This is a genomic window from Mesorhizobium sp. M1307 (assembly GCF_040318155.1).
GTDB lineage: Bacteria > Pseudomonadota > Alphaproteobacteria > Rhizobiales > Rhizobiaceae > Mesorhizobium.
The window spans coordinates 15,918-31,699 of the sequence record NZ_JAMYLR010000039.1 but is presented as its reverse complement, the minus strand read 5'-3'; the positions used below and the strand labels follow the sequence as shown (position 1 = coordinate 31,699).

Below are 15,782 nucleotides of genomic sequence, written 5' to 3'. Positions count from 1 at the left end.
ATGATGCCCGAGAGGTAATGCGTTCGCGCCGACTGTCCAAGCAAAAGCCGGTCCGGGCAAAAGCCCAAAGCCAAAAAGCACCCGGGGGCGCACAGCGCTGCCGGGTGTTGGCCTCCGGGATCGATTTACAGCACTTCACCTCAAAGAGGTTTCGGCGTCCCGGTCGGTTTGCTCGGAGGAATACTCGTCGCGGAATTCGCGGCGTGTAGACAGGAAATCGGCCGCAGAGTCAAGCTTTGGTCAAGCTTTGCGTCAAATAGCTCAGGACGACCAGGCAATGCACATCAGCGCACGCTGCCGGCGCGCGCCATATCCGGCTCGACCTTCAGCGGTGAGCGCGGATGTAAAAGCAGCAGAACGGTCAACAGGCTGCTGACGATGCCGATCGAAGCGATGAGGACGGCGTCTGAAGTCGTCCAGCCGGCGGCTTCGAGCGGCTTGGCGTTGAACAGGGCGAAGGAATTATAGCTTTGCTGGTGCGAAATCAGCAGGAAGCCGGTCAGATTGTTACCGAGATGGGCACCAAAGCCGGCACCGAGATTACCGGTTGCATAGACCAGAAGCGTTAGCAGCAGCGCAAAGGCGGCGATCGAGGCCAGCACGCAGGCATTGATGGCAGCGCTCGAACCTGGGCTCCAGTGCAGGGAGGTGAACAGCAATCCCGGCAGCAGCGCCCAGATGAAAGGGTTCCGGAACCGGCTCGCCAGGCCCCTGAGCAGATAACCGCGAAACAGCATCTCCTCCGACGAGGTCTGCAGAAAGGTCAGGGCGGTGATCGGGATCAGGAACGAAAGCCACGCGGACAGGCCGATCGCGCCGCGCGCGATGTCGGGCTGCAAACCATAAAGCAGGATCTCGGAAAGCAGCGAGGTGATCAGCACCGCGGTCAGTCCTTTCAGGAACCCCGACCAAGAAATGCGCCGGCTGACGCCAATCAGGGCTGTCAGCTTCTCGCGATGGATCCAGCGCATGGCAGCCCAAAGGCCGAGCCAGATTCCGGCAAATGAAGCCAGCGCCGCGAGGATGCCCGCAGGAGAGGCCATGAAATCCTGCACCGCTCCTCCACCTGGCGGGGCGGTGCCAGACGATGCCTGCCAAACGGCAAAGGCATAGGTGCCGCCGAACAGCACGGCGGCAGTGGTTCCGAGCCAGAACAGGATGACGACCACCGCTCCAAGCAGAAGCCGCGGCAAAGTGGTCTTGTTGTTGGCGGTGTGCCGGTACTGTTGGAAGGCGGTTGGGTCGATCGTCACGCGGGCTCGCTGGCTGGTGCTTCGGCTCGCAAGGTCTAGAACATCGGCCCCAATGTGGAAACCGGTATTGCAGCGGCAATGCCGGCTTGTGGCAATGTCGGGAGTGCGAGCGGCCGCCATTACAGGGCGACCGCCCTGTTTGTATCGTCAGCGCACGACGTACACGATACGCCGGCTGCCCGGATCGACCAGTGCCGGCTGGCCGTTCACATAGACGTAGCGGTAATCATAGTCCGGAATCTCGCGCAGCTCGACGGTGTCAGGCAACGTCGCGCCCGTCACCACCTCGCCCTCCAGATAGACCGGATCGAGCCGATGCGTACGCACATAGGTACGGATCTCGGCCGGCGGTCTCCGGATAGGCTCGATCGCCTCGCCGGCGACGATTGCTCCGGTATAGCTGTCGGAATACTCGACGCTATCGGCGGGCGGCGTCACGACGGCAATGTCGGCGCCGGCCGGACGCTGTGTCAGGACCACACGGCTGCCGCCGAAATCGGCCGTCACATAGTCGGAATAGACCCAGCCCTGGCCGTTAGCCTCGGCGATAGTGCACCATTTGCTGTTAGCGATGCAGCCGTCGAGCGTCGCCGACTGGCCGGCCGCGAGCACGCCGATCACCGGATATTGCGGGCCGGGGCCGGCGCGTACATTGAGATCAGTGATGGCCGAGACGGCGGTGTCGGCCAATGCAGAGCCCGACATCGCTATGAGCGCTCCGGCCACCGCCGGAAACAATATGCGTTTCATGGTCTTCTCTCCGTTTCACAGTCCCTTGGCACGGAAAACGAAGCAAAGCCGCATGCGTTCCGGCTAAAAGGCTTCGGCCGGCTCACGATTTGTTCCAGTCGTTTTCGGCAGGTCGGTCAAAAGCTCGTGAACAAAAGCAAGTTTTTGCGCCGCCACGTCCGAGATGACGAAGGGATAGAGATCGGGCAGGCCCATGCAGCGGTTGATCGAGTTGGACGCCTCCGACAGCACCAGCCAGCGGTCGAGAATCCTTTCGAAAGGCTCTGGCCTGGAGGCGGGTTCCGATGGTGCCGGCTGCAGCTTGCCGCCGGTATCGGCGCGCGGCAGCTCGTTGGCTTCAACGGTTTCCAGCCGGCCGAGCGGGAAATTCAGGGCATGCACCATCTCCAGCGTGTCGGTGATGTGCATGTGATGCGCCCATGTCTCGGCCCAGTCCTCCCATGGGTGCGACGTCGCATAGGCCGAGATATGGCGCTGCTGCCAGTCGGGCGGCGCGCCATCGGCATAATAGGTCTTCAGCGCCTGTTCGTAGCCGGCGCGCTCGTCGCCGAACAAAGCGCGAAAACCGGCAAGCTTTTGCGAATCGTCGCGGATCAGGCGGTCCCAGTAATAATGGCCGAACTCATGGCGGAAATGGCCGAGCAGCGTGCGGTAGTTCTCGCCCATCTCGACGCGACGCCGTTCGCGCTCTGCCGAATCCGCCTCGGCGACGTTGAGCGTGATCCGGCCGTTGTCATGACCCGTCAGGATACGTTCGCCGCCCGGACCGCCGCCGATCGGATCGGCAAGAAAATCGAAAGCGAGACCGATCTCGTCGCCAACGTCCTGCTTGGGTGCGACCGGCAGGCCGAAGGCGAGCAGCGAATAGACGGCACGCTTCTTTGCCGCCTCGACACGGATCCAGCGGCGGCGGTTGCCGTCGACCGACAGATCCGGGATCAGCTGGTTCAGCGCACAGGCGCGGCAGAAGGCGTGGCCGGGCTCCGCCATCCAGTTGCAGGCGCATTCGTCGGCATTGGTGCAATGGAAGACGTCGGCGCCGGACAGCGCGAAGCGCGCATGCTCGGGATCGTAGAGCACGAGGCTGGCGCAGTTCAGGCATTGCGCGTTCTCGAAATAGAGACGGTGGCCGCAATGCGGGCAGTCGAAAAGCTTCATTGGCGTCTCAAATCATTCGAAATGCGGAGGACGATACGAGCAGGAGAACGCCAAACGCCTGTCAGCTGCCCACGTTCCTGCCGGCCGATGCTATTTTGCCGCAAGCTGGGCGACGACTTCCCTGGCCACTGCCTCGCCCGACAATCTGGCGCCGCCGCAGGTCTGCATCAGCGGACCGGCCAAATGCTCGCCGGCGAAGAAGATCTTTTCCGCCACGGGCTGCATCAGCGTGGCGCGCGCTTGCGAGCGGCCGGGCCGCGCCGCCGCATAGGCGCCGCGCACGAACCGCTCAGCGCCCCAATTGGTCATCATTGCGCGTCCGACATGCTTTCGTATGTCGCCGCCAAAGATGCCGCAGAGCCGGTCGACGACGAAGTCGATGCCAGCCGCCTCGCCCGCTGACATCTCCCAAGCGAAATCGCCGCCGACGAAACCGACCATCAAATCGAGGTCGAAGGGAAAGCAGAGGAAGTAAATGTCGTGCCGGGCCAACCGCTCGATCAGCAAATCGTCGAACGGCTCCAGGCCGAGTCTTGTACCGGATATTTCGACCGGCAGCTTGGTCAGCATGCCCATCGGCAGGTCGAAGAAGGCGGCGAAATGCGCATCGGGGAGTGCAGGCGAGAACGCAATCTCCTCGAAGGCGAGCACTGCCGGGGAGGCAGTGACGATGACCGCCTTGGCGCGGATGGTACCGCGATCGATGACGCAGGCTACGCCCGGCCCATCCCAGACGATCTTGCGCACCGGCGTCGACAGCTCCACCGGCACGTCGGCGCCGAAGCGGGCAACCAGCGTACCGAAGCCTTCCCTGGTGAAATAATTCGGATCGAGATCGGCGGCGACCTGAAAGTCGCGGATCGATATCTCGTCCTCGTCGGCGCCGAAATCCATCGGCCCGGCGAAGGTTGCGGCGGCGCGCGGCGCGTGTCCCTTGGCGAGCAATGCCGAAAGGCGGTCGTCGTCGCCTTCCCTCACCTGATGTGCCGCCACCAGTTCGAACAGCCTTGCGTCGGCCACCTTCATCGCCGCCTCCTCGGCTTCGCTTGCCTTTCGCTCACGGTAATAGAGATGATCGACATTCATGTCGTGGTGATGAAGCGTCCAGGCAGCGGCCTTCGCCTCGGGAAAGTAGGGATTGCGGTCCGCGGCATGCAGCCAGGCGCAGCCGATGTCGAACGGCACGCCGAAATGCTGGTCGCTGGTCCAGGCGCGGCCGCCAATGCGGTTCATCGCTTCCAACAATTTGAAGGAAAAACCGGCAGCGCGCAGGGTCTTGGAAGCCGAAAGCCCGGCTGAACCGGCGCCGATGATCACGACATCAACGTCTTCCATGCTTATTCTGTCCCCGCCACAATAATTACTTGATCGTAGGCAAATTCCCGGGCATCCGCCAGTGTGGTGGATTTGAGGTTCCTGCTGTATTGAGTGCATCGGCGCAGCGCCGGGACAGTGACAAGCAGGTGTTTCGCAGGCAAGTTCGCAATTGGGAACGTGATTCAGGCAACCAGGAGAGCAGCATGGCATTTCTTGCCAAGGGGAAGATGTTTGTAGTGGCCACGGTGGTGGCGGTGCTTGCGCTGGCGACGGGCGCGCAGGCGGCGGCCAGCTGTGGCAAGAGCGGCGCCGGCTTCGAGGCATGGAAACCGGAGTTCGCCGCGGAGGCGAAGGCCGACGGTGTCGGCTCGAAGGGTCTGGCCGCTCTGGCTCGCGCAACCTACGCGACAAAGACGATCTCCGTCGATCGCGCCATCCATAAGGCTTTCAGCGGCTCAGTGGAAGCTTTCATGAAGCGCCGTGGCGCGTCCGCGATCATTGCCAGGGGCCGTGCGCTGAAGAAGGCCAATGCTGCGCTGTTCGACAAGATCGAAGGGAATTACGGCGTGTCGCCGGGCGTGTTGCTCGCCATCTGGGGCATGGAGACCGGCTTCGGTTCCGCCATGGGCAACCAGAATACGGTCTCCGCCATTTTAACGCTGGCCTATGACTGCCGCCGTCCGGAGTTCTTCTACCCGCATGCCATTGCGGCCCTGAAGCTGGTTGATCGCGGAGCGTTGAGCGCCTCGTCGGTCGGTGCCGCGCATGGCGAGATTGGTCACACGCAGTTCCTGCCCGGAAATGTTTTGACATATGGCGTAGGCAACAAAAACCTGCGTGACAAGGCCACTGCGTTGGCTTCTACCGCCAACTTCCTCAAGGGTCATGGTTGGCGACCGGGCGCCAGCGCGCAGGCGAATATCGGCGCAATTGCCGGCTGGAATTCGGCGAGCGTCTATCAACAGGCCATCGCCCGCATGGCCACGGCGATCGATGCCGACTGACAGGAAACGCAAAAACGACTGGGCTCGGTTTGGAAGCGCGAGGCGAGCATGAAGAGTCTCGCAAGGCTTGCCTTGCCCTTTCGAACCTAGGACAGGCGATGATCTCGCTCTCGATCTCTGACTTCGATGCGGACCCCGAGAGGGTGACTGCGATCCTAAGCCTCGAACCGACACGCATAGTCCGCAAGGGCGACCCGATGCGTAACGGTTCCCCGCGCAAGAAGAATGGATGGAGCCTCGATGGTCCGCGGCAAAGGCTCCGGAGTGGGGCCGAGCACGAGAATGCGGTCAACTACCTGATCGAGCAGATGCGAGGTCGGGAGGAAGCCTTCGCCCGGCTGCGGCAGGAAGTGCGGCCGAAGCAGATTACGATCTATGGCGGGTTCTATACGTCCTACGACGAGCAGTGCGGCATCTGGCTTGAGCCGTCCGCGATGAGGGTGCTCGCGGATTGCGGTGTTGGCTGGGGCCTCGACCTTTTCGTTGAGGACGAAGCTCACCAACATGGAAGTGAGGTGTGAGCAGCCGTCCTGTCCGCATTGGGTCGTTTGCCGACTGGCTGGTTCCAAACTTGAGCGGGGTCTGATTCATAAGGGCATGAGCCGATACGATCTGACCGACTTCGAATGGCGGGCGATCGAGCCGCTGTTGCCCAACAAGCCGCGAGGCGTGCCGCGCGTAGACGACCGCCGGGTGCTGAACGGCATCTTCTGGGTACTGCGATCGGGTGCGCCATGGCGCGATCTGCCCGAGCGCTACGGGCCTCCACCACTGGCTACAACCGCTTCGTTCGATGGCGGATAGCAGGTGTCTGGGATCGGCTGATGGACGCCATTACCGAGGCCCATGACGGCACGGTGCAGATGATCGACACCTCTATTGTTCGCGTCCATCAGCAGGGTGCGACGGCAAAAAGGGGAATCGAGATCATTGTCTCGGTCGTTCCCGAGGCGGGCTGACGACCAAAATCCATGCTCTTGTCGACGCCGAAGGCAGGCCGATCAAGCTGACGCTCACGGCAGGTCAAATGAGTGACATCGCCTACGCAGCGGACTTATCAAGGATTTGCCCGAGGGTGCCATGCTGCTCGCCGACAAGGGCTATGATGCCAACGCGTTGCGCAATGCCGTCACCGAGCAAAAGGCATGGGCCAACATCCCGCCCAAGGCCAACCGCAAGGACCCGATGTGCTTCAGCCCCTTCCTCTACAAGGCCCGCAACCTCGTCGAACGCTTCTTCAACCAGGCCAAGCAGTTCCGTCGCATCGCAACTCGATATGACAAACTGGCAGAAAACTACCTCGCTGCCCTCAAACTCGTCTCCGTCCGTATCTGGCTACGCGGTAACGAGTCTACGTCCTAGTCTAGAGCTTTGTTTTAACGCAATCCCGGACGGAAAACCGTTTCACGCTTTTCCTGGAATTGCGCTATTCGACCGAAAATCCGGCCAAGCCCCGGGCGTGGAAACTTCGTCAAACACCGCCATCGGCCCGGTCGCGGTAAGGACGACGGACGCCGTTTCGCGCCCGAATACGCGAAGCGGGGCCGGCAATTCATATTGCTTGAGGAAAGGATTGCCGGAAGAAACGTCGTTCCAGCCGAGCTTTGCGGGCGCATCGGGGCGGTCGCTCAGCCAAAGGGCAAAACCACTATAGGTCGGAACGTCAGCCCTGCACTCGACCAGCGCGGGAAGGTCAAGGGAGGGGGGCATCGTTGGCTTTGGCGACGGCCAAGTTCGCCAGGACAGCCAACGTGGGCAGGAAACCAGCTCCAAGCGTGGCCAAGCGCCTGGGCACATCACGCTCAATAATGCACGTAGCCGCTCAACGGGCATTTCTGGGAAATGGGAATCTGGAAGGGGCCGTCAAAACTTTTGCAGGTACGGAATTTGGAATTCCGCGGCGCCGGGGTAGCCGCTTTTGGCTTGTCCCCGATGACCGTCGGGACTCTGGGACCCTGCGCGTAGCCGCTCAACGGGCATTTCTGGGAAGCGGGAATCTGGAAGGGGCCGTCAAAACTTTTGCAAGTATGGACCTTGGATGTTTGCCCCGCCGGGACTTGCGTGGACTGACCCGCGGTAAAGACGGCCACCGCCGCAAGCAGAAGAAAAAGTCTGTTTTTCACTGTCAAAGCCCTCCGACCCGCAAGAGAAGTAAGATCAAATCACGGAAAGGTCAAACAGGAAACGATCTGAAATCGCGGCTTCTATTATATTAGAGACGCCAAATAAAACCCGGTGTCCTCACCGGGTTCCTAACTCATCTAAGCATTGGGCCTGTTGGGAATATCAACCCTTGCGATTGCGCGCCGCCAGTGTCCGCAGCCTCAGCGCGTTGAGGCGGATGAAACCTTCTGCATCCTTCTGGTCGTAGGCGCCGCGGTCGTCCTCGAAGGTGACCAGCGCGTCGGAATAGAGCGTCTTCCTCGACTTGCGGCCGCTGACCATGACGTTGCCCTTGTAGAGCTTCAGCCGCACGGTGCCTTCGACGTCTTCCTGGCTCTTGTCGATCATCGCCTGCAACATCAGCCGCTCGGGCGCGAACCAGAAGCCATTGTAGATGAGCTCGGCATAGCGCGGCATGAACTCGTCCTTGAGATGGGCGGCACCGCGGTCGAGCGTGATCGATTCGATCGCCCGGTGGGCGGCGATCAGGATGGTGCCGCCGGGGGTCTCGTAGACACCGCGCGATTTCATGCCGACGAAACGGTTCTCGACCAGGTCGAGCCGGCCGATGCCATTGTCACGGCCGAGATCGTTCAGCGCCGCCAGCATCGTCGCCGGCGACAGCTTCTTGCCGTTGAGCGCGATCGGATCGCCCTTGAGGAATTCGATCTCGATCTCGGTGACCTTGTCCGGCGCGTCCATCGGCGAGATGGTGCGCTGGTGGACGAATTCCGGCGGTTCCGTCCACGGGTCCTCCAGCACCTTGCCCTCGGAGGAGGAGTGCAGAAGGTTGGCGTCGACGGAAAACGGCGCGTCGCCCTTCTTGTCCTTCGGCACCGGGATCTGGTGCTGCTCGGCGAAGTTGATGAGATCGGTGCGCGACTTGAACGACCAGTCGCGCCACGGCGCGATGACCTTGATGTCGGGGTTCAGCGCATAGGCGGAAAGCTCGAAACGCACCTGATCGTTGCCCTTGCCGGTGGCGCCATGGGCGATGGCATCGGCGCCAGTCTCTTTTGCGATTTCGACAAGATGTTTCGAAATCAGCGGCCGGGCGATCGAGGTGCCGAGCAGATAGGTGCCTTCATAGACGGCGTTGGCGCGGAACATCGGAAAGACGAAATCGGATACGAACTCCTCGCGGACATCGACGATGCGGATGTCCTTGATGCCCATCATCTCGGCCTTGCGCCTGGCCGGCTCCAGTTCGCCACCCTGGCCGAGATCGGCGGTGAAGGTGACGACCTCGGCGCCGAGTTCGGTCTGCAGCCATTTCAGGATGATCGAGGTGTCAAGGCCGCCGGAATAGGCGAGCACGACTTTCTTGACGGCTTTTGCTTTCGACATGGTGGGCAGTTCCGCGACAGGGGTTCTTCGCGGGCGAGGTATCACGGCGTTTTAGGCCAGCGCAAGGGACGAACGATGCCTGGACCAGATGCTTCATCTCCAAGAGGCTGGCGAGCACACGGCTCTTGCGCTATGGCTGCGCCGTCTTTTGCCGCTACGAGACGAGCCATGTCCTTCATCCCCGACAGTACGACGCTTATCCAGTTCTCCATCGCCACCTTCATCCTGGCGATCACGCCCGGGCCTGACATGACGCTGTTCGTCTCGCGCACGCTGAGCCAGGGCCGTGCCACCGGCTTTGCCTCCATGGCCGGCGCCTTGTGCGGCACGCTGATTCACACCACGCTGGTGGTGGTCGGCGTCTCGGCGCTGATCGTCGCCTCGCCGATGGCGTTCTTCGTGCTGAAGATTTTTGGCGCCGGCTATCTGGTCTTCCTGGCATGGCAGGCGATCACAAAAGGGTCGGCGTTTTCACCGGAGAAGAAGAGCGGGCCGCAGATCTCGCTGTTCCGCAGCTGGGCGGCGGGGCTCGGGGTCAATCTGCTCAACCCGAAGATCATCCTGTTCTTCATGACCTTCCTGCCGCAATTCGTCTCCGCGCATGATCCCGACGCGCCGGGAAAGCTGTTCTTCCTCGGCGCGATGTTCGTCGTGCTGGCGATCCCGGTAACGGCGCCGATGGTGCTGGCGGCGGAAAAATTCTCGGCCGTGATGAAATCCAGCCCGCGTGTGACCCGCGTCGTCGACTATCTGTTTGCCGGAGTTTTTTCGGCCTTCGCGCTCAAGATCCTGACGGCCCAGGCGAAATAGGGCGTCCGATCTGACGCCAGCTTCCGGCCGAGCGCCCGGCGCTCAGCCAGTAGAAAATACCGCCGACCATGCCGCAGCCGATCACCGCCAGCATGACGCTGGTATTGGTAACCTCGAAATTGGCATCGGCCGTCTGGTGGACGAAGCCAAGGAAGACCGCCGCCACCGCTGCGCCCGCCAGCGCATAGAACAGCCAGTCACGCCGGCCAAGGATCTCGGAGACGAGGATGGCGATGGCGGCCGGCATGAAGGCGAAATAGGCGACGAACAGCGCGACGAAGGGGATTGAAAACCACAGCGACGCCTGCGCCGCCGGTTGCGTCTCGTCCGTTATCAGCCCAAGAGACGCCAGGAACATGACGTTAAGGAAGGCGCTTGCCGCCAGCGAAGCAACGCCGTAGCCGACAAGGATGACGGCGAAGCGGATCAGATAGGCGACGAGGCGGTTCACGCGAATTGTCCGGGCATTTGCAGGAACCGGCTCTCGACCAGGCGATAGACGGCTCCTGCCAAGCTTCCCGCAATGATTAGGGCCACCAACACGTCAACGTCCGGTGGCCTCTGTGCCGACGGATGCAGTTTCCAGACCGCAAATACGCACGTCCCAACGAAAGCTCCCCCGACGACAAAAAGAATCCAGCGTCTCGCCTCGAGAACTTGGGAAGCAATGACCATCGGGATTGCCAGCGGTGCGCCAAAGATGCCTGCGATCATCGCTCCAAGCAGCAACAGCGACCAACTATCTCGAGTGGACAGGAAAGCGGGAACACGCCACCACATCAGTGCATCGAGCAGGAAAAAGACCAGAGACATGGTGAAGGCAGCCAGGGCGTAGCAGAGCAAAGTCACTGCCAATCGCCTGAGGTATTTCACGCCTCGCCATGCCCCGCGATCATCATCGCTTCCAGCGCCAGCCGGTCGACCTTGCGCATGCGCTCGGAGTCCGACTTGAGCTGGCCGCAGGCGGCCAGGATGTCGCGGCCGCGCGGCGTGCGGATCGGCGAGGCATAGCCGGCATTGTTGATGTAATCGGCGAATTTCTCGATCGTTTCCCAGTCCGAGCACTGGTAGTTGGTGCCCGGCCACGGGTTGAACGGGATCAGATTGATCTTGGCCGGAATGCCCTTGAGCAGCTTGATCAGCGCCTTGGCGTCGTCGATGGAATCGTTGACGTCCTTCAGCATGACATATTCGAAGGTGATCCGCTTGGCGTTCGACAGGCCTGGATAGGCGCGGCAGGCAGCGATCAGATCCTTCAGCGGATACTTCTTGTTGATGGGCACCAAGAGATCGCGCAAATCGTCATTGGTGGCGTGCAGCGAGATCGCCAGCATGACGCCGATCTCCTCGCCGGTGCGGAAGATTTCGGGCACGACGCCGGAGGTCGACAGCGTGATGCGCCTCTTCGACAGGGAAAGCCCGTCGCCGTCGGATGCGATCAGCAGCGCCTTTTTCACCGCCTCGAAATTGTAGAGCGGCTCGCCCATGCCCATCATGACGACGTTGGACACTCTCCTGCCCTCGGCCGGCACGATGGCGCCGTCGGGCGTATCGCGGTCGGGGAAGTCGCCGAGCCGGTCGCGGGCGGTCAAGAGCTGGGCGAGGATTTCCTCCGCCGTCAGGTTGCGCACCAGCTTCTGCGTGCCGGTGTGGCAGAAGGAGCAGGTCAGCGTGCAGCCGACCTGCGAAGAGATGCACAGCGTGCCGCGGCCTTCTTCGGGAATGTAGACGGTCTCGATCTCGACCGGCCGGCCAGCGCCGCGCGGCGGAAAGCGGAACAGCCATTTGCGCGTTCCGTCGGAGGAAATCTGCTCCTCGACGATCTCGGGCCTGGCAACGGTGAAATGCGTGTCGAGGGCGGCGCGCAGATCCTTGGAGATGTTGAACATGCCGGCAAAGTCGGAAACGCCGCGCACATAGATCCAATGCCAGAGCTGTTGGGCGCGCATTTTCGCCTGGCGCTCCGGCACGATGCCGGCGGCGACGAGGGCGGCCCCGAGTTCGGCGCGCGTCAAGCCGATCAGCGACGGCTTTTCAGGCGTCGTGTGGGTGCGCAACGCGTCACGCGCGCCTTCGGCGGTAAGATCGAATGTAAGGGTCATTGTTGCGCCAATATAAGCGATTTGCGGCCGAATACAGCATCGTGCCCGAAATCAAGCGCGGCGCATAGCACAGGTTAGCGGCGGAGTCATGCCGGGGTTCTTCCTTCTCCCCTTGTGGGAGAAGGGAAGACCGCGCCTAACCGCCTACTTGCACTTGGCGATCGAGGCCAGCGCCGCCGAGATGCCCTTCAGCGAGAAGACGTAGGTGGTGGTGTTGCCGCGGCCGGACTTGGCCGACACCTTCATGTCGGTGCCGGTCTTCATCGCGGCTATCAGCACCGGCTCCTCGGCGGCGTTCTCGACCCAGGCCGACTTGCCGCGCGTGAACATCGAAAAAGACTTCTTGTCGATGGTGACGGTGGCCTTGGAACCTTCCTGGAAGGTATAGCCGGCGATGAATTGCGGCTCGTAGGACACTTGCTGCCCAGGCCGCTGGCTGACGAAGAAGAACATGTCGCCGTGATCGAGCGTCGGCGGCTGCTTGTCGGTTGGCACCGTCAGGACATAGCAGACCTTGCCGCCGCCCGACGCCTGATAACTGTAGGTGCCCCAGGCATTATGCTGGCCGATCTTGGTTGCCGACTGCGCCAGCGCAGGCGCCGTCAAGGCCACCAGGGCCAGGCTGGAAACTATAGCAATCAATCCGCGCATCGCTTTTCCCGTATTCCACTGGTGCGGCGGCAGGCCGGCTCGGCGTCCTGCCCGTCGCTTCATTTTGATTTAATCTGGGTTACCAAACGGTGAAATTCCCCTGAGAAAAGGATGTTCACGCCAGGAAACCGCCGCCGTCTTCGCGCTGCCGCTCGAAAAAGCGGCTGGCGCAATGTCCCTGCCGCGACTTGGAGGCCACGAAAACGGCAAGAGTTTGACTTTTCAAGCAGCTAGGTCTTGCCGCGATTCTCGCTTTTTGAGGTGCGTGACGAATTTCCCTGCAGGCGGTACCATGTCTGCGTTCGCCGCTACGGCGCTCGGCCAGGGTGCCCTCCCTGGCGGCTTACGGGAGATTTGGCCATGGCCGTTTCCGAGACAGTCCTGATCCTCGCGGGCGGCACAGCCGTCCTGGCGATTGTGTTCGGCATTCGTGTCGCCATGCGGCGGACGGCCGGTGGCGCGGTGCGCCGGTCGGATGCCGGGGAGACGGCGGGCGGATCGGGCGCGCCCGACGTGGCCGGGGTCATTGCGCTGCCGCCTTTGATCTTCCTTGGCTTCCTGGTGGCGGCAACCGTGCTCGAGGTGCTCGTGCCGCTCCCGGTCATGGCCGGGCAGGCGCTCGCCCGCTATCTGACCGGCGCTGTGCTCGCGGTGTGTGGCTTCGTGTTCATCTTTATGGCGGCGGGCCGCTTTCAGGCCGCTGGCACCAACATACCACCGACCTTGCCGACGACGGCGCTGGTCGTCGACGGTATCTATCGGCGCACCAGGAATCCGTTCTATCTGGGAACGACCCTCGTCTATCTGGGCCTCGGCGTCGCGGCCGGAAGTCTTTGGGCTATCGCGCTCGTCATCCCCCTGCTGTGGGTGATCAATACCGGCGTTATCGCGCCGGAAGAGCGCTATCTCGAGCGGAAGTTCGGAGATGCCTATCGCGCCTACAAGGCGCGGGTGCGGCGGTGGGTTTGACGGCCGGAAAGTCTCGCGCGATTTTTTGCGCCGTACCGGCTCAGCTCTTGTCGGCGATGGCCTGCCTGGCGGCGAGCCGGTGCGCCGGCGTGATGTGGGCGCTGACGGCGGTAATCGCGGCGGTCAGCACGGCGATGTCGTCGGTGAAGCCTAGCCCAAGGATGAAATCGGGGATGACGTCCGTCGGCAGCACGAAATAGCCGAGCGCAGCCAGCAAGGTGCCCTTGGCGCGCAGCGGCGTCTTCTTATCCATGGCACAGTAATAGGCGGCGACCACCTCTTCCATGAACGGGATCTGCCGGGCGGCCTTCTTCGCCGTACGCCAGAACTTTTCGCGCACTTCGCTCTCATTGCCCGGCTTGCTGCCGAGGCCGAAGAAATCAAAACCGGATTTTTGCGCCATCAACCTCTCCTTGCGGCCGTCGCGTGACTTCACGCGTGACCGCGACGCAAAATGTGGTGAAAGCCGAACCTCGCTGCAAGGTGCAGATAGGCTCAGCCGCCGAAATAGCGGTTCATTTTCCTGGCCAGATCGAAATCCAGCGCGGTCAGGCCGCCGGCGTCGTGCGTGTTGAGGGTCACGTTTACCGTCTTGTAGACGTTCGACCAGTCGGGATGGTGGTCCATCTTCTCCGCGGCCAGGGCAACGCGGGTCATGAAGGCAAAGGCTTCGGAGAAATTCTTGAAGGTGAAGCTGCGGGTGATCGAGCCACCATCCTTGGCCAGCGACCAGCCGTCGAGGCCGGCAAGTTCGGTGCGGATCGCCTCTTTTGCTAGTTTCTCCCTGGCCATGTCCGTCTACCGCATGATCCGCGAAGCGTCGGCGGCGCCGACCAAACGGCTGGCGACGCGGTTGTCAGCACCTGAAAGCGGCCAGGCCTCCTCGACGACGTAAGGCCCGCCACCGACCGAATCGCGCGACGACATCAGCACGAAGCGGCCGATCCGGAACGGCAGCGTCGAAAAATTGCCGCGTGCCGACAGATACTGGGCGACATCGAGCGGGCTCGAATTGCGCAGGCGGGCCAGCGTCACGTGCGGCATGAACTTGCGCGGGTCGGCCGGGATGCCGAGCCGCTGGCAGATGCGCTCGATCTCGGCCTGCAATGCGGAAAGATCGGGCGAAGCGGCGACCCCGGCCCACACCGCATGCGGCTTCTTCTGGCCGAAGGCGCCGACGCCGGACAGCGTCAGCGGGAAGGACGGGCGGTGAACACGGTCAAGAGCATTGGCGATTTCGTCGGCGACATGGCCCTCGACATCGCCGATGAAGCGCAGCGTCAGATGATAGTTTTCGACGTCGATCCAGCGGGCTCCGGGCAGTCCGCCCCTGAGCAGGGACAGCGAAAGAGCGGCATCACGCGGTATCTCGAGGGCGGTAAAAAGACGCGGCATGGGAAGCCTCCTGTCCTCGAATCGAACTCTTGCCCCTAGCGAATCATCGATATTCAAACGGGGCAAGGGGTTTGTTGGTCGCAGGCCTGCCTAAAAGCTTCCCCTGCGGAAGGTGTTGCGACGGCGAACCCTCGCCTTCAGGAATTGCCCCGGACCGCTTCAATGGTCTTCTCCACACTGGGCAGGATACCCTCGACGATGCGGTCGACGCCTCGGGCGTTTGGATGAAGGCCGTCCTCGAGTTGCAGGACGGATCGACCGGCGATGCCCTCGAGAAAGAAAGGATAGAGCGGCACGCCATATTTTTCAGCCAGTCTCGGAAAGGTCGCGTCGAAGGCGTTCTGGTAGTCGGCGCCGAGATTGGGCGCCGCGCGCATTCCGGCAAGCAAAACGGCGATCTTGCGCTGCTTCAGTTTTGCCAGCATGGCGTCCAGATTCTTTTCCGCTATGGCGGGCGAAACGCCGCGCAGCATGTCGTTGGCGCCGAGCTCCAGGATGACGAGTTGCGTGCCGTCCGGCACCGACCAGTCGAGCCGCGCCAGGCCGCCGCTCGTCGTATCGCCGGAGACGCCGGCATTGGCGACCGTGACATCGTAGCCCTTGGTGCGCAGCGCCGCCTGCAGCTTCTCGGTGAAGCCCTGACCTGGCCCGAGGCCATAACCCGCCATCAAGCTGTCGCCGAAACCGACAATGGTGAACGGTTCGGCGCGCGCCGACGAAATGGCGCCGCAAATGGCGAGGAAAAGGGCGAAGGCTGCGGCAAAGGTGTGTTTGAAAGCCATGCGGCAGGCCCCATATGACTAGGAACATCTGTTGGCGAAGGCAGGTTTTCGTCTTTGTCGAGCATCGGATGCTCTAGCCTT

17 protein-coding genes and 1 pseudogene are annotated in these 15,782 nt (G+C 62.1%); 5 read left to right on the top strand and 13 right to left on the bottom strand.

What is annotated here, in order from left to right; all coding sequences use genetic code 11:
- Positions 1-284 precede the first annotated feature (284 nt).
- From NKH16_RS27940 to NKH16_RS27925, 4 genes are all read right to left on the bottom strand, one after another.
- Positions 285-1,253, bottom strand: a complete 969-nt coding sequence (locus tag NKH16_RS27940; protein WP_352748290.1) for a CPBP family intramembrane glutamic endopeptidase — start codon at positions 1,251-1,253, stop codon at positions 285-287.
- Positions 1,254-1,400: 147 nt separating this feature from the next.
- On the bottom strand, positions 1,401-2,003 hold the full coding sequence (locus NKH16_RS27935; RefSeq protein WP_352450208.1) for a DUF1236 domain-containing protein: 603 nt from the start codon (positions 2,001-2,003) through the stop codon (positions 1,401-1,403).
- 63 nt (positions 2,004-2,066) lie between these two features.
- Entirely contained in the window at positions 2,067-3,161 is a 1,095-nt protein-coding gene (locus tag NKH16_RS27930) for a zinc-binding metallopeptidase family protein (RefSeq protein WP_352450207.1), read from the bottom strand.
- A 90-nt stretch (positions 3,162-3,251) separates the two neighbouring features.
- Positions 3,252-4,496, bottom strand: coding sequence for a flavin monoamine oxidase family protein (locus NKH16_RS27925; RefSeq protein ID WP_352902938.1), 1,245 nt, complete (start codon positions 4,494-4,496; stop codon positions 3,252-3,254).
- A 185-nt stretch (positions 4,497-4,681) separates the two neighbouring features.
- Here NKH16_RS27925 and NKH16_RS27920 point away from each other — a divergent pair, with 185 nt between their 5' ends.
- From NKH16_RS27920 to NKH16_RS27910, 3 genes and pseudogenes are all read left to right on the top strand, one after another.
- Positions 4,682-5,482: a lytic murein transglycosylase gene (locus NKH16_RS27920; protein WP_352450205.1), complete on the top strand. Its 801-nt coding sequence runs from the start codon at positions 4,682-4,684 to the stop codon at positions 5,480-5,482.
- 98 nt (positions 5,483-5,580) lie between these two features.
- The gene (locus tag NKH16_RS27915; protein WP_352748287.1) at positions 5,581-6,003 is read left to right on the top strand and encodes a DUF4279 domain-containing protein; all 423 of its coding nucleotides are present in this window, start codon (positions 5,581-5,583) and stop codon (positions 6,001-6,003) included.
- A gap of 76 nt (positions 6,004-6,079) precedes the next feature.
- Positions 6,080-6,844: pseudogene (locus tag NKH16_RS27910) on the top strand (IS5 family transposase).
- 924 nt (positions 6,845-7,768) lie between these two features.
- Here NKH16_RS27910 and NKH16_RS27905 read toward each other — a convergent pair.
- Positions 7,769-8,992, bottom strand: a complete 1,224-nt coding sequence (locus tag NKH16_RS27905) for an argininosuccinate synthase (RefSeq protein WP_352685353.1) — start codon at positions 8,990-8,992, stop codon at positions 7,769-7,771.
- 168 nt (positions 8,993-9,160) lie between these two features.
- Here NKH16_RS27905 and NKH16_RS27900 point away from each other — a divergent pair, with 168 nt between their 5' ends.
- Positions 9,161-9,802 (top strand): LysE family translocator, encoded by a 642-nt coding sequence (locus NKH16_RS27900; protein WP_352470836.1) that lies wholly within the window; start codon positions 9,161-9,163, stop codon positions 9,800-9,802.
- Here NKH16_RS27900 and NKH16_RS27895 read toward each other — a convergent pair.
- From NKH16_RS27895 to NKH16_RS27880, 4 genes are all read right to left on the bottom strand, one after another.
- Entirely contained in the window at positions 9,774-10,253 is a 480-nt protein-coding gene (locus NKH16_RS27895) for a hypothetical protein (protein ID WP_352540808.1), read from the bottom strand. The two genes, NKH16_RS27900 and NKH16_RS27895, sit on opposite strands and share 29 nt — an antisense overlap.
- The gene (locus NKH16_RS27890; RefSeq protein ID WP_352470834.1) at positions 10,250-10,675 is read right to left on the bottom strand and encodes a hypothetical protein; all 426 of its coding nucleotides are present in this window, start codon (positions 10,673-10,675) and stop codon (positions 10,250-10,252) included. Before NKH16_RS27890 ends, NKH16_RS27895 begins: the two co-directional genes overlap by 4 nt.
- Positions 10,672-11,904: a dual-specificity RNA methyltransferase RlmN gene (rlmN, locus tag NKH16_RS27885; protein ID WP_352748284.1), complete on the bottom strand. Its 1,233-nt coding sequence runs from the start codon at positions 11,902-11,904 to the stop codon at positions 10,672-10,674. Before rlmN ends, NKH16_RS27890 begins: the two co-directional genes overlap by 4 nt.
- Before the next feature lie 144 nt (positions 11,905-12,048).
- Complete coding sequence (locus NKH16_RS27880; RefSeq protein ID WP_023721899.1) at positions 12,049-12,555, bottom strand: invasion associated locus B family protein; 507 nt, start codon at positions 12,553-12,555, stop codon at positions 12,049-12,051.
- Between the two features lie 360 nt (positions 12,556-12,915).
- On the opposite strand from NKH16_RS27880, the gene NKH16_RS27875 reads away from it, so the two are divergent.
- Positions 12,916-13,524 carry a methyltransferase family protein gene (locus NKH16_RS27875; protein ID WP_352456357.1) on the top strand — a complete coding sequence of 203 codons (609 nt, stop codon included), beginning with the start codon at positions 12,916-12,918 and terminating at the stop codon, positions 13,522-13,524.
- A gap of 40 nt (positions 13,525-13,564) precedes the next feature.
- Here the strand turns inward: NKH16_RS27875 and NKH16_RS27870 are convergent, their stop codons facing one another.
- From NKH16_RS27870 to NKH16_RS27855, 4 genes are all read right to left on the bottom strand, one after another.
- The gene (locus tag NKH16_RS27870; protein ID WP_031212728.1) at positions 13,565-13,927 is read right to left on the bottom strand and encodes a YkvA family protein; all 363 of its coding nucleotides are present in this window, start codon (positions 13,925-13,927) and stop codon (positions 13,565-13,567) included.
- A 92-nt stretch (positions 13,928-14,019) separates the two neighbouring features.
- Positions 14,020-14,316: a 4a-hydroxytetrahydrobiopterin dehydratase gene (locus NKH16_RS27865; protein ID WP_352748283.1), complete on the bottom strand. Its 297-nt coding sequence runs from the start codon at positions 14,314-14,316 to the stop codon at positions 14,020-14,022.
- A 6-nt stretch (positions 14,317-14,322) separates the two neighbouring features.
- Complete coding sequence (thpR, locus tag NKH16_RS27860; RefSeq protein ID WP_352456356.1) at positions 14,323-14,919, bottom strand: RNA 2',3'-cyclic phosphodiesterase; 597 nt, start codon at positions 14,917-14,919, stop codon at positions 14,323-14,325.
- 137 nt (positions 14,920-15,056) lie between these two features.
- Positions 15,057-15,701, bottom strand: coding sequence for an arylesterase (locus tag NKH16_RS27855; protein ID WP_352748280.1), 645 nt, complete (start codon positions 15,699-15,701; stop codon positions 15,057-15,059).
- Between the last annotated feature and the right edge of the window lie 81 nt (positions 15,702-15,782).

Coding starts and splice junctions, on each gene's coding strand:
- rlmN (WP_352748284.1), bottom strand. CDS start 11,904: ATGACCCTTACATTCGATCTTACCGCCGAAGGCGCGCGTGACGCGTTG.
- NKH16_RS27900 (WP_352470836.1), top strand. CDS start 9,161: ATGTCCTTCATCCCCGACAGTACGACGCTTATCCAGTTCTCCATCGCC.
- NKH16_RS27855 (WP_352748280.1), bottom strand. CDS start 15,701: ATGGCTTTCAAACACACCTTTGCCGCAGCCTTCGCCCTTTTCCTCGCC.
- NKH16_RS27925 (WP_352902938.1), bottom strand. CDS start 4,496: ATGGAAGACGTTGATGTCGTGATCATCGGCGCCGGTTCAGCCGGGCTT.
- NKH16_RS27865 (WP_352748283.1), bottom strand. CDS start 14,316: ATGGCCAGGGAGAAACTAGCAAAAGAGGCGATCCGCACCGAACTTGCC.
- NKH16_RS27880 (WP_023721899.1), bottom strand. CDS start 12,555: ATGCGCGGATTGATTGCTATAGTTTCCAGCCTGGCCCTGGTGGCCTTG.
- NKH16_RS27870 (WP_031212728.1), bottom strand. CDS start 13,927: ATGGCGCAAAAATCCGGTTTTGATTTCTTCGGCCTCGGCAGCAAGCCG.
- NKH16_RS27905 (WP_352685353.1), bottom strand. CDS start 8,992: ATGTCGAAAGCAAAAGCCGTCAAGAAAGTCGTGCTCGCCTATTCCGGC.
- NKH16_RS27875 (WP_352456357.1), top strand. CDS start 12,916: ATGGCCGTTTCCGAGACAGTCCTGATCCTCGCGGGCGGCACAGCCGTC.
- NKH16_RS27930 (WP_352450207.1), bottom strand. CDS start 3,161: ATGAAGCTTTTCGACTGCCCGCATTGCGGCCACCGTCTCTATTTCGAG.
- NKH16_RS27935 (WP_352450208.1), bottom strand. CDS start 2,003: ATGAAACGCATATTGTTTCCGGCGGTGGCCGGAGCGCTCATAGCGATG.
- thpR (WP_352456356.1), bottom strand. CDS start 14,919: ATGCCGCGTCTTTTTACCGCCCTCGAGATACCGCGTGATGCCGCTCTT.
- NKH16_RS27915 (WP_352748287.1), top strand. CDS start 5,581: ATGATCTCGCTCTCGATCTCTGACTTCGATGCGGACCCCGAGAGGGTG.
- NKH16_RS27920 (WP_352450205.1), top strand. CDS start 4,682: ATGGCATTTCTTGCCAAGGGGAAGATGTTTGTAGTGGCCACGGTGGTG.